The organism is Lysinibacillus sp. NPDC097868, assembly GCF_044761135.1.
In the GTDB taxonomy this organism is placed as follows: Bacteria; Bacillota; Bacilli; order Bacillales_A; family Planococcaceae; genus Lysinibacillus.
Genome location: NZ_JBIWBS010000002.1, coordinates 48,101 through 61,212, shown reverse-complemented (window position 1 = coordinate 61,212; position 13,112 = coordinate 48,101). Strand labels below are relative to the sequence as shown.

Sequence of the window (13,112 nt, the reverse complement as noted above, 5' to 3'; positions counted from 1 at the left end):
ATTTTACTATATGAAAAAGGGTTACGCCGATTCAGGCGTAACCCTTTTCGTTTTACTGAATATTTGGCTTGTAAAATGATCGATTATCGAGAGGAAATAGTCTCTCTGTAAATTCTCCAGGAGCTGTTTTACCTAATGCGCGCGTAAGCATATTCATTTTCGCATCAATATTATCAATATAATGTAAGATTTCCGCTTCTTGAATCATTGGTTTTTTCGGGCTTCCCCATTCCTCTTTTCCATGATGCGACAATACTAGATGTTGTAAGAGCATCACTTCTTCGCCTTCGATTTCAAGTTCGCTTGCAATTTTAGCAATTTCATTGACCATAATCGTAATATGCCCAAGTAAATTACCTTCAACAGTGTACATTGTCGCCACCGGACCAGATAATTCAACGACCTTACCAATATCATGTAAAATAATTCCCGAATATAATAGATCCCGATTTAGCGTTGGATATAAATCAGCAATGGCTTTCCCTAGCCTTAACATCGATACCATATGGTCTAATAAGCCTGATGCATAATCATGATGGTTTTTCGTTGCTGCTGGAAATACTAAAATAGCATCCTGATGCTTTTTAATAGCTGCACGCGTGATACGTGAAATATTTGGATTTTTAATATCAAAGAAGAATTGTGTCAATTCCTCATAGAGCTCTTCTTTTGGAGTAGTAGCAGAAGGAACTAAATCATTAACGGCAATTCCCTCCTCTGGCTTTGCCACACGAATTGTTTTAATACGTAATTGGTTTTTCCCACGATAGTCATGAATTTCTCCACCTACATGCACTATCGCCTCTGCATGGTACATTTTTTCATGATCTTCGTTTGTATCCCATAGTTTCGCCTCAATGTCTCCACTTTTATCTTGTAGTAACAGTGACATAAATGGCTTCCCTACAGTGGTAACCCCTTTAGTCGATTGTTTAATTAATAAAAATTGATCAACTGATTCTCCAACTTGGAGCGTCGTAATACCTTTCATGTTGACGTCACTCCCCTTTCATTTGCTAGTGCTCCTAGATCGACAATTTGCTCTTTTTGCCAAAGTGCGAGCATCCCTTCATGGCAAGTAAAATATAAAATTTGACGTTCATATCCTACTTCTTTCATTAATTGTACCATTTTGTTTGTACGGTTTCGATCAAAATGGACAAAAGGATCATCCATTATAAATGGAAATGGCGCAGAAGTTGCAAGGGTTTTCGCTAATGCCATTCGCAATGAAATATAGACCTGCTCCTTTGTAGCTTGTGATAATTCTGCTACATGATAGCGTAAGCCAGAAACTGCTTGCGCCTCAAAATAGCCTTCCTCATGAATGAAAAGTTTATCGTAACGACCACCTGTTAACGAATGGAATATAGCATTTACCTGTGTAAGTACATGTGGTAATTTTTCTTCACGCAAACGGAATAATGTTTCATGAATAGCAGTTGCTAATGCTTTTTTAGTTGCCCATTGTTCCATTAGCTGTTGCAATAATGCTTTTTCTTGTTCAAACTGTTGTAACAGTAGACCATATTGTTCATCGTTAAGCAAATGTTCCTTTTCAATTTGCAAGGCTGCCCGCTCTTCTAAGCAATGTTCAATTTCTATTCGAACGGCATTGCGTTCTTCTTCCAGTGCTTGTATTTTTTCATGAAGTTGTTCCGCACTTAAAAAGCTCTCTTGCTGTTGCATATCTAATGAAGCTAATTGATATTGAATCGCTTGTAGTTCGGACTGAAGCTTTTGCTGCTGTTGAAATTGTTCAAATGTCTCGTAAAATGCATTTTCTGATTCTACATTCGCGTCATGAAATAATTGGGCTATTTCCGATTCGTAGTTTTCCAAAAGTGGTTGTACTTCTTGTTTTTTTGAATGTATTTGAGCGAGTTGTTCCTTTGTTTGCAACATCTGTTGTTGCTCCTGCTGAATTGCTAAATATGTTGAGCGTAGATGTACAAAAATTTCCTGCTCACTATACTCATTCTTTAAAACTTGCTGTAGCTTTTCATAAAGCTCGTTTTTTTCAGATTGTATAGCATGTAAAAGCTTATCTATGCTTGTTTTTTTAACTACCATCTCTTGTACACCACGAATACGCATAAACAACTCTGGTAATAGTGACCGCGGTACACTTCCCTCTAAGTGGAAACGTTCCAAAAAGCTTTGCAGCATATGTGTTGCCTCGGTGCTTACTTGTTCAGCTTGTTGAATTTTATGTTCGAGTTGTGCATACTGTCGTTCTTTATCAAGCTGTTGCTCGTTGGCTAGCATCCATCGATCTTCAAGCCGTTGTTTTTTCACAAGTAACACTTGCACAATATTTTCTTCTTGCTCTAGCTCTCTCAATAATTGACTATTATGCTCAGGAGGCCCATCATCAGCTTGTTTCGCTTGTTTTAAATGCAATATGAATACTAGCGATAAGAGAGCACCAATAACCATTACCGCCCAATTCTTTTCTAAAACACCGTAAATAAGCGCAACAATGCTTATAGCTATCACAAGGATAACAAGAAGTGTTGGCTGTTTCTGTTTTGAGCGTTGCGATTTAACATGACGCAATTGTTCTAAGCGCCTCTTTCTCTGGGGCCACTGTGCTAAAATATGTTCTTCCTCAGCTGTTAATGACTCCTGCTGTAGATGCTTTTTCTGTCGAGAAATGCTATCTAGTTCCTCATGTATTCGCTCTAACGATTGTAGATAAAATTTTAGCTCTTCCTCAGCTTCAGTTAAGACAGTCAACTGTCGTTGAAATTGTTCCTCTTGTTGCAAAGATACAGTTCCCTCTAAAAGGGTTGCTTGAGCCTCCAATTCCTGCACGCCTAGTAAACGAAACTGTGCTTCAATGTCTTGCTCTAGTACAAACAGCTCGTCCTTAAGGTTCTGCTCTTTGACGAGGAGCTGATTCCAAGTTACTTCTTTATTCATAAGCCTCGCAATTTCTTCAATTGCTTGTTCATCTGCTGTTAATTGAAGCTTACTTTTTAAAGCTTGATATTGTTCTTCTAGTTGAGTCAGCTGTAATGTTTCGTGCGTCAGTCGATCTTTTAACTGTTCGTAACGTCTAATTCCTTCTGGTGGGAATTGAACATGTGCATAACTTTTATATGATTGCTGTAGTGTTTCTTGTTGTTCAATGAGTGGCATTGCCTGTTTTAAGACCGTAAGTTGTTGCCAATCTTGTTGCAGTGTTTTTTGTTGTTTATTTAAATCCTTCAATCTTTGCTCAAGTTGCTGTAATTTGAGTGATTTATCTTCGAATGTATGGATTGTAGCCTGTTCCTTCTTAATAGTCTTTTCAAGTTGCTTTAAATACTCCATTTTTTGATTGATGAGGGGAAGTTTACCAGATTTTTTAAAAAGCTCTCCAGCATCTTTTTCTAATTTTTTTTCAAGTGCAGATAGCCGATGAATGCCAGTTGTCCCTGAAGCAAGCAATAGATGCGTCAATTCATCCTCTGACATTTTTTCGATACCTTGCAGTTCATGAATTGAAAATGAAAAAATCGCTTCAAATGATGCGCGTGAATAGCCATACAAAAGCTTGGCTAAAAGCTCGTCATGCCCCTTCATACCATCTTCTGTATATACAGTAACATCACCAGTAGCCTTTCCTTTAACACGTTCAATTGTACATTGACCATATATTGGGTGGAGAATGGTCAGCTGCCCCCCAAATTTGGGTGATGTTTTTGGCTCGTATTTTCGCTGGCTTTGTTGCTTTGTTGGAAATCCAAAAAGCATCTGTAAAATAAACTGCTGTATGGTCGTTTTACCAGCTTCATTCATGCCATAAAAAATAGTTACACCGTCTTGCAAAGAGATTGTGATATTTTCATGCTTACCAAAGCCGTAAATGTGAATTTTCTGTATCGTTAGCAAAGTTTTCACGCCCTTTGAATTTCATCGGTTAATAACTCCTGAGCATCAAGCTTCAATTGTTCAATTTCTCGTTCTGTTATAGGTTCTACAAATCTTGCACCACTCGCATGCTGGTACAAATCCTTTAAAATATCTTTCCAATCAGAAATATCCCACTGCTCCATTACACTGATTACAGATTCAGTCATAGCAGTCGACTCATATGATGTTGAAACTTTATGCAAAATAAGTTTTTGCACCCATCCCATTGGTTCAATCCCATCTTCTGACTCCCGAATTGTTTCAAGCCATTCATCTACCGAAGCATGTTCAAACAATGCTGCAGCTTCTTCATCTAGATTCTTCAGATGAAGCTCAATTACAGATGCTCCATATTCCATTCGATTATGAGCGATTGCCTCTTCGCATTTTAGTAGTAACTCATTTGCATGAAGCACATTTGTGCAATCCACCTCCACCATATTATAAACAACAGCAGAAGTCGGGATAAATGTTAAATCAGCAGATGTTTGCGATAAGGTTACATCATAAAAACCTTTCACTCCTTGTTCATTGCGGTGTCTACTTTGAATATTACCAGGATAAACAATCGGAGGTTCATTGTGTAATAGCTGTCGTTTATGAATATGACCAAGCGCCCAGTAATGGTATCTTTTTTCAAGAAGTTGCTCTTTTTTAAATGGTGCATATACCGCATGTGTAGAATCACTTGCTTCACTGCCATGCAGCATACCTATGTGAATTGCATGCTGATCCTGCGCAACAGGATAACGATCAATCATCGATTCCTTAACATGACGCTCACCATAGCTAAAGCCATAAATATTTACTTGCTGGCCACGTATTTTTAATTGTACAACACTCGTATCAGCTGGTAATTCATAAACATTACTTGGCAAAGCAAAACGTGTCCAAGAACCATGTAAGTGGTCATGATTGCCATAGCTGACAATGACGGGGATGTTATGTTCAAATAGCGTCTCCATCGCTGCCTGAAAACGTCTTTGTGCCTGTAAACTGCGATTTTCTCCATCATAAAGATCCCCTACAATAAGTAGGAAATCTGGTCTTTCTTCGATTGTCTTCTGAATAATCTTATCAAATGCTTCAAAAGTACTTGCTCGAATTTTTTTTAGATTCCTTTCAGGTAATCCAAATAAGCCTTTAAAGGGACTATCTAAATGTAAATCTGCCATATGGAAAAAACGAATTGCGGACATCCAATCACCTCTACAAATTAATTAAACCTTTGTTCTTCATTTCGTCTAGATTTTCATTGTGCTTGTACAAGGCTGGTAGCTTTATGCCCTGTACGGAAGGATCAATCGAAAGCGAATATTTGTTCTATTTTATCATACTTCATGTTACTTGAGAAACGAAATCATAGAACTATTCATCTTCATGTTGTACTAAATTTTCCACAATTTTCGTAAATTATCGAAATATTCGCTAGATATACCGTGAAGTTTATATTTCTTCTATGTATAATAGATATATATTCAAGTAAAGGGTGGGGTTTGTTTATGAATAATTATCGATTTACAGCTTTTGAAAAAACTGGGGAAACACTTTTTGATGAAACTTGGACTTTTGAAAATGATGAAGCTGCAAAAGTAAATGGTCAACAGCAAATTTTAGAAAAGGGCGTTGCAGAAAAAACACATCGACTTGTTAACGCTTCTGGGAAATTAATATTATTCCATGTTTAAACTATGAAATTAAAAAGACACGTAGAAAATACTCTAGGCGTCTCACACAGTAACAAAGAGCTATACAATTGATAAATCGGCAAGCCCCACCACTTCGCTTTTGTGGACGAGATCGAGCATCCGAAATGGAATCTCGCTTTTCTCGTATCAAAAGTCTATGTGATGGGGCTTGCGTCGTATTAAAATCCATTTGAATCAAAATTTTATGTTTTTATTCAGCTTGTTGACCATACTAAATGACTTAATGTCCTACAAAGACCGGCGTTCTTTTTTCAACAAATGCATGAATGCCTTCTAAATGATCAGCCGTTTTACGCATAGCAGATTGCCCTTGTGCTTCCATCGCTAAAACGCTCTCTAACTGCGGCAAGTTTTGTGCATGTAAAATCTTTTTAGTCATAATCATTGAAGCAATTGGTGATGCTAGCATCTTTCCAACTAACTGATCAGCCACTGCAAAAACCGAACCTTCAGGCGCAACATAATCGATTAAGCCTATATTGTGTGCTTCCTCGGCTGTCAGCACTTTTCCTTCCCAAATCATTTGTTTTGCTTTCACAGTGCCAAGCCTTTCCTTCATAAAGAAATGACCACCACCATCTGGAATTAACCCAATCCCTATAAAATTCATAGCAAGCTTACTATTTTCGCAAGCAACTATGATATCAGCACCTAGTGTTAAACTAAAGCCTAACCCCGCTGATGCACCATGAACTGCAGCTATCACAATCATTGGTAGTTGGTAATAAGCTTTGACGATACGTGTTAAATATACCATTGCCTCATCAATATTTAGCGGCTTATTTGGATCAAGCATTGCTTTAATATCACCGCCCGCAGAAAAGACCTTTCCTTCCCCACGAATAACTAAAACCTGTATTTCTTGCTCTTGCTGTAATGCTTCGAAACACTCTGCTAATTCACGCATCATCACATCATCCATCGCATTCATAGCATGCGGTCGATTTAGCGTTAAAGTAGCACGACGCTCTAATTTTTCTAATGTAATTGTTGAAAATTCCATGTCCTACACCCCCAAATATGAATAGTCATTCACTATGTACTATTCGTGTTTTTTCTGAAAACTCCTTCTCTCCTACGCAAAATAGTCGTTGTTATGCTATATTTATTGTCGAATAATGAAATTTAAAGGTGGGTATTTTTGTGACACAAAAGGACTTTCGTGTATTACTTTATTATAAATATGTTGCTATTGAGGACCCAGTAGCATTTGCCGAAGAACATTTAGCATTTTGTAAAGAAATCGGTCTCCTTGGTCGTATTTTAGTAGGATTAGAGGGCATCAATGGTACAGTTTCTGGTACGATTGAGCAAACTGAAAGCTACATGAATCATATGAAAGCTGACCCTCGTTTTAGCGATATTATGTGGAAAATCGATGAAGTAGAAGGGCATACTTTTAAAAAGATGCATGTACGACCTCGTACGGAGATTGTACACCTTGGCTTAGAAAATGATATTAACCCTTTAGAAATAACTGGGGATTATTTAACACCAAAAGAATTTATGACTCGTATGCAAGAAGACAATACGGTTATTATCGATGCACGTAACGATTATGAATTTGACCTAGGACATTTCCGCAATGCGGTACGCCCTGAGATTGAAAACTTCCGTGACCTTCCAGCTTGGATGGAAGAACATAAAGAAGACTTTACTGGTAAAAACATCTTAACTTATTGTACGGGTGGCATTCGCTGCGAAAAATTTTCGGGTTGGTTAAAACGTGAAGGCTATGGTGAAAGTGTCGGTCAACTACATGGTGGTATTGCAACGTATGCTAAAGACCCTGAAGTAAAGGGACAATTATGGGATGGCCAAATGTTTATTTTTGATCGTCGCCGCAGTGTGCCTATTAATCAGGTCGAGCATGTGGTTATTGGTAAGGACTATTTCACAGGCGAACCAACAGAGCGCTATACAAACTGTGCTAATCCTGAGTGCCACAAATTAATGCTATGTGAGGAAAAGCACGAGGCATTTTATATGCGTAGCTGTTCAAACGATTGTCGCCGCGCAAAACGTAATTTCTTCGTTGAAGAAAATGACTGGACAAAAGAGCAAGTAGAAGAACAAATAGCAAAAATTGCACAAGTTCAAAAATAAAATTGTGTGAGTGCCTGGCACTTTCACGCAGCACATCGAAAGCCGCAACCGTCGCAATCGCGCCGTCTGTTGCGGCTTACTTTACGTGCATTCCCACAGGATTCTGTGCGAATTGTTTCTTAGTTAATTCTACTGGCTGTGCCATAAGAATTCAGAATTGTTTGAGTGACTGGCACTTAAGATTGTTGTGCTAAAAAGCGGCCAACTTGTCGTCCGCTAAATAAACATCCGCCGACAAACGTTCCTTCCAATGCGCGGTAACCATGTACACCGCCCCCTCCGAAACCACTAACTTCGCCTGCTGCAAATAATCCTGGTACCGGTTGTCCATTCATGCCAAATACAGCTCCATCTAAATTCGTCTGTAAGCCCCCTAATGTTTTGCGGGTTAAAATATTTAAACGTACTGCAATTAGAGGCCAATTTTTTGTATCTAAAATTTTATGTGGTTTTGCAACCCGCACTACTTTATCACCAATATAATTTCTTGCTCCATGTATTGCATTTACCTGTAAATCTTTTGAAAATTTATTGTCCATTTCACGATCCCGTGCTAATATTTGCTCTTTAATTTTAATAAAATCAAGCAATTCATTCCCTGCAAGCTTGTTCATCCCATCTACTAGCTGTTTTAAATCGTTTGCAATAACAAAATCCTCCCCACTATTTTTAAATGCTTGGATTGGTGCAGTGGGACCCGGTAAAATGCGTTTCATCAACTCTGATATACTTTTATTCGTTAAGTCGGGATTTTGTTCTGAACCTGATAAAGCAAACTCCTTTTCAATGATTTTTTCCGTTAAAATAAACCATGAATAATCATAACCCGTTTTTTGAATAGCCTCTAACGTACTTAATGTATCAAACCCCGGAAAGTTCGGTGCTCCAAAGCGATTTCCCTCGGCATCAAACCATAATGATGAAGGACCTGGCAGAATTCGAATACCGTGGTTTGGCCAAATTGGGTCCCAGTTTTTTAAACCCTCTGTATAATGCCACATCCGATCACGATTAACGATACGCCCACCCGCATGTTCCGTAATTTCTAGCATGCGACCATCTACATAAGCTGGTACGCCGCATACTATATTTTTTGGCGGAGTGCCAAGGCGAGCTGGCCAATTCTTACGCACTAAATCTATATTTGCACCAATGCCCCCACTTGCGACAACAACTGCCCTTGCTTCATAGGAAAAAGCACCTACCCCAATGCGAGAACTTTGCTCTCCTCGTTGTGCAAAGCTTTCAGCTAAAATTGTGCCACTAATGCCCGTAATGCGACCATCCTGTTGTATAAATTCATCTACACGATGTCTCGGCTTAAAATCAACAATTCCTTCCTTTATCGCTTTTTTCACTTTATCTGCAAAAGGCTTTACAATCCCTGGCCCAGTTCCCCACACAATATGAAAGCGAGGAACCGAATTACCGTGACCTCCCGCTAATGAGCCACCTCGTTCAGCCCAACCAACAACAGGGAAAAACTTTATACCTAATGATTTAAGCCATGCATATTTTTCACCTGCAGCAAAATCTACATAAGCCCTTGCCCATTTGTAAGCCCATGAATCCTCATCTTCCAAACGATCAAAGCCAGCAGTCCCTAGCCAATCCTGCCATGCAAGCTCTTTGCTATCTTTAATACCAAGCCTTCTTTGCTCGGGTGAATTTACTAAAAATAGCCCACCAAAAGACCAAAATGCCTGTCCTCCCATTGAATTTTCAGGCTCTTGGTCCACCAATAGTACACGTTTCTCTGCATCTATTAATTCACAGGCTGCAACTAGTCCCGCCAGACCAGCTCCGACAATCGCTACATCATATTTCATCCCAACACCCCCGAAAAATCTAAATCTAAATCTATCTTTCTTTACATACATTCTTCTCTTATTGGCACTTTACCTCCTTATCGTTATATAATTTCGACAAATATGTGGCATTAACGAAATGTTCGCATTCCGTCTTAAAACAAAGGAAGTGTTATGGAAATAATCTACTATAATACAATTATCCCCCGAAATTTTTTTATCTTTTTATACTCGCTAAACCCCTATATTCTCTGTCTTGACACATTCGTTAGCGCTTACAATGTCCTCTGTAAAAAGACGAACATTATAAACTTTTAATATTAATATCGTTCGTATATAAGCAGTTTTCAGACTTTTGAAGCGAGTAATTTTAATCTTTTTTTGAATAAATGTTGACAAAGGTGAACAATAGGGATTATGATGTTAACAAATTTAATCACGCAAAAATATAACGACGGAGACATGCTAGTCGAAAGAAAATCCAAAGAGAGCTGATGGTTGGTGTAAATCAGTGATTTCTACGATATAGTTCCACTCCCGAATAGACGAGCCGAAAACCAAAAAGTAAGCCTGTCCGTCACATGCACGTTACGCATATAGCTAAGACTGCAACGAAATTCTTTCGAGCAGTAATTAAGGGTGGTACCGCGAACCTATATTTTTCAGCCTTTCGCCCCTTACGACACAATATTTGTGTTCGTAAGGCGCGGAAGGCTTTTATATTTTTCGAAAAAGAAGATTGTTTGCATGATGTAGGAACTTTTACAAAATGGGGACTGCACTTATAAACATCACTAATAATTTTATTTAAAAGGAGCTAATTACAAATGACTACTGCAACAAAAACAATTAACGTATTTATCGCTGATCCACTAAGTGAAGATGGTATTTTCCCATTACGCCAAGAAAATGATTTAGATTTAAACGTAATTATCGATACTGGACTAGCACCTGAGGAATTAATGGCAAAAATTGCTGATATTGATGTCTTACTAGTTCGTTCTCAAACAACAGTAACACGCGAAGTAATTGAAGCAGCGAAAAGCTTAAAGTTAATCGGACGTGCTGGTGTAGGTGTAGACAACATTGACCTAGCTGCTGCAACAGAACACGGTATTATCGTTGTTAATGCACCAGATGGTAACACAAACTCTGCCGCTGAACATACAATCGCAATGATGACTTCTCTTGCTCGTCACATTCCACAAGCTTTCAATACATTGAAAAATGGTAAATGGGATCGTAAATCATATGTTGGGGTTGAGCTTAAAAATAAAACTCTTGGCGTTGTTGGCTTTGGTCGTATTGGTGTAGAAGTCGCTTACCGTGCAAAAGGTCAACGTATGAACATTATGGCGTACGATCCATTCTTAACTGATGAACGTGCAAATGAACTGGGTGTTACAAAATCAACTGTCGAAGAAATCTGTGCCGCTGCAGATTTCATTACAGTACACACACCATTACTACCAGAAACACGTAACCTTATTAACAAAGAAAAGTTTGCAATGATGAAAGAGGGCGTGCGTATTATTAACTGTGCTCGTGGTGGTATCATTAATGAGGATGATCTATATGATGCTATTGTCGAAGGTAAAGTAGCAGGCGCAGCTCTTGACGTTTTCGTTTCTGAGCCAGCGACTGACCACAAATTACTAACTTTACCACAAGTAATTGCAACACCTCACTTAGGTGCATCTACAATTGAGGCACAAGAATCTGTAGCAGTTGACGTATCAAACGATATTATTAAATTCTACAAAACAGGTACGGTGACAAACCCAGTAAATATGCCATCAATTCCGAAAGAACTACTTGCACAAGTAGAACCTTTCTTTGAATTAGCTGAAAAACTTGGTTCATTCTTATCTCAAATAACAGCTGAGCCAGTTAAAGAAATTAACCTATCTTATGCTGGTGAAGTTGCAAACTATGACGTACGTCCTTTAACTTCTAATGCTTTAAAAGGTTTATTAGCTAAAAACCATGGTAATCACGTTAATGACGTCAATGCTCGTTATTTATCTGAACGTATTGGCATGAAAATTAACGAACATAAAACTACTACTGCGAAAGGCTTCACAAGCTTAATTACAGTTGAAGTAAAAACGGCTACTGAAACACATACTGTTGCTGGTACATTATTAAATGGCCTTGGTGCACGTATTGTAAAAGTCGAAAACTACGTAGTAGACGTTGTACCAGAAGGTCACCTTCTTTACATTAAAAACACAGATAAACCAGGTGCGATTGGACGCGTAGCAACAAAACTAGCTGAAAAAGATATCAACATCGCAACAATGCAAGTTGGGCGTGCTGAAGTTGGTGGAACAGCTGTGATGATGCTAACAGTCGATAATGTTGTTACGGAAGAAGATTTAACATACGTTTCACAACTTGAAAACATCGATGAAGTAAAAGCAATTGACCTTTAATCTCTAAATTAATAGGTGAGAGTAATAAGCACAGGCATCAAGGAGTTCCCACTCTTGATGCCTTTTGTCATTTTTCTATCATTTTGATGGTCGTGGAGGATGAAGGCAACGACTACTGCGATAGCGCACATTGTCTAAGCTCTATTGACGATTCTGTAGAATTTATCGGCGATTCATAAAAAAGACTGATTAATTAATAATCAGTTCTTTTTTAAGCATATTTATTTTTTTCGACCTAATTCTTAAGGATTAAAGCTCTTTCACAAGTTTTAAAAAAGCTGTTAATGAATCCACCTCATATGTTGGCGTGACAACTCCTGTGGGTACATTATTTTCACGGTTAATCCAAACATTCCGCATGCCAACTCTAGATGAACCTAAAATATCTGTATTTAGGTTATCGCCAACCATAATTGCCTCGTCAGCAGTAATACCCGCCTTTTCCATCACATGCTCAAAGATAGAAGCATCTGGCTTCCCTTTTCCAAAATCACCAGAAATGATAATATGGTCAAAATACGGAGCAATTTCCGGAGTAATTTCTAATTTTAAATTTTGTAAGCTTGGTGCACCATTTGTTAATAATATAAGTTGATATTTACCTTTCAGCTCATCTAAAACAGTAAACGTATCTTCATATAAAAGTGGTGACACTTTGCGTTCTGCTACAAAGCGTTCTCCTAGTTCAGCTCCAAATTTAGCATCGTCAATTCCAAGTGCCGCTAAGCCCTTTGTCCATGCTTCTGAGCGGTATCCAGGTACAATTTCTTTCATCTTTTGGAAAGAATCAGTTGGATCATCAAATGTTCCCCAAAGTCCTTCGAATGGGTTAATACCGATTAACACCGTATAGTCATATGTTTCGTAGCCCTCATAAAGTGCACGTGCTTCTTTGCGCACAGCTTCCTCTAATTCAGCTGAATCCACCGTATGTATTGTTGCAGCATATTCACATGTTTTTTCAAATGCTGTTTTAACAGATTTTTTGTCCCATAACAACGTATCATCCAAATCAAAAATAATTGTACTTATTGACATCGTGTCAGCTCCTAGCTTCTTTTCTACTTGAACAAAAAGCATTCATATCGCTTATTTTAGCATATTTTCAAAATAGTTAGCATAGTTTTTGTGCATAGTTCCCGCTTCTAAAAGCA

9 protein-coding genes are annotated in these 13,112 nt (G+C 38.3%); 3 read left to right on the top strand and 6 right to left on the bottom strand.

The window, feature by feature from the left end; all coding sequences use genetic code 11:
* Positions 1-52: 52 nt before the first annotated feature.
* The 3 genes from yhaM to ACIQXJ_RS15080 are packed head-to-tail and all read right to left on the bottom strand — an operon-like array spanning position 53 to position 5,099.
* Positions 53-991: a 3'-5' exoribonuclease YhaM gene (gene yhaM / locus ACIQXJ_RS15090; protein WP_403055475.1), complete on the bottom strand. Its 939-nt coding sequence runs from the start codon at positions 989-991 to the stop codon at positions 53-55.
* Positions 988-3,888: an ATP-binding protein gene (locus ACIQXJ_RS15085; RefSeq protein WP_403080870.1), complete on the bottom strand. Its 2,901-nt coding sequence runs from the start codon at positions 3,886-3,888 to the stop codon at positions 988-990. The genes yhaM and ACIQXJ_RS15085 overlap by 4 nt, the downstream gene beginning before the upstream one ends.
* Positions 3,885-5,099 carry a metallophosphoesterase family protein gene (locus tag ACIQXJ_RS15080; protein ID WP_403055479.1) on the bottom strand — a complete coding sequence of 405 codons (1,215 nt, stop codon included), beginning with the start codon at positions 5,097-5,099 and terminating at the stop codon, positions 3,885-3,887. Before ACIQXJ_RS15080 ends, ACIQXJ_RS15085 begins: the two co-directional genes overlap by 4 nt.
* A gap of 303 nt (positions 5,100-5,402) precedes the next feature.
* Here ACIQXJ_RS15080 and ACIQXJ_RS15075 point away from each other — a divergent pair, with 303 nt between their 5' ends.
* Positions 5,403-5,588, top strand: a complete 186-nt coding sequence (locus ACIQXJ_RS15075; protein ID WP_403055481.1) for a YhzD family protein — start codon at positions 5,403-5,405, stop codon at positions 5,586-5,588.
* Between the two features lie 241 nt (positions 5,589-5,829).
* On the opposite strand, the gene ACIQXJ_RS15070 is transcribed toward ACIQXJ_RS15075, so the two are convergent.
* Positions 5,830-6,612, bottom strand: coding sequence for an enoyl-CoA hydratase (locus ACIQXJ_RS15070; protein WP_403055483.1), 783 nt, complete (start codon positions 6,610-6,612; stop codon positions 5,830-5,832).
* A 140-nt stretch (positions 6,613-6,752) separates the two neighbouring features.
* On the opposite strand from ACIQXJ_RS15070, the gene trhO reads away from it, so the two are divergent.
* Positions 6,753-7,715, top strand: a complete 963-nt coding sequence (trhO, locus tag ACIQXJ_RS15065; RefSeq protein ID WP_403055485.1) for an oxygen-dependent tRNA uridine(34) hydroxylase TrhO — start codon at positions 6,753-6,755, stop codon at positions 7,713-7,715.
* A 176-nt stretch (positions 7,716-7,891) separates the two neighbouring features.
* Here trhO and ACIQXJ_RS15060 read toward each other — a convergent pair whose 3' ends face one another.
* Entirely contained in the window at positions 7,892-9,544 is a 1,653-nt protein-coding gene (locus tag ACIQXJ_RS15060) for an FAD-binding dehydrogenase (RefSeq protein ID WP_403055487.1), read from the bottom strand.
* 806 nt (positions 9,545-10,350) lie between these two features.
* Here ACIQXJ_RS15060 and serA point away from each other — a divergent pair.
* A complete protein-coding gene (gene serA / locus ACIQXJ_RS15055) occupies positions 10,351-11,958 on the top strand; it encodes a phosphoglycerate dehydrogenase (RefSeq protein ID WP_403055489.1) in 1,608 nt (535 codons plus the stop codon).
* A 249-nt stretch (positions 11,959-12,207) separates the two neighbouring features.
* On the opposite strand, the gene ACIQXJ_RS15050 is transcribed toward serA, so the two are convergent.
* Positions 12,208-12,996: an HAD family hydrolase gene (locus ACIQXJ_RS15050; protein ID WP_403055491.1), complete on the bottom strand. Its 789-nt coding sequence runs from the start codon at positions 12,994-12,996 to the stop codon at positions 12,208-12,210.
* Between the last annotated feature and the right edge of the window lie 116 nt (positions 12,997-13,112).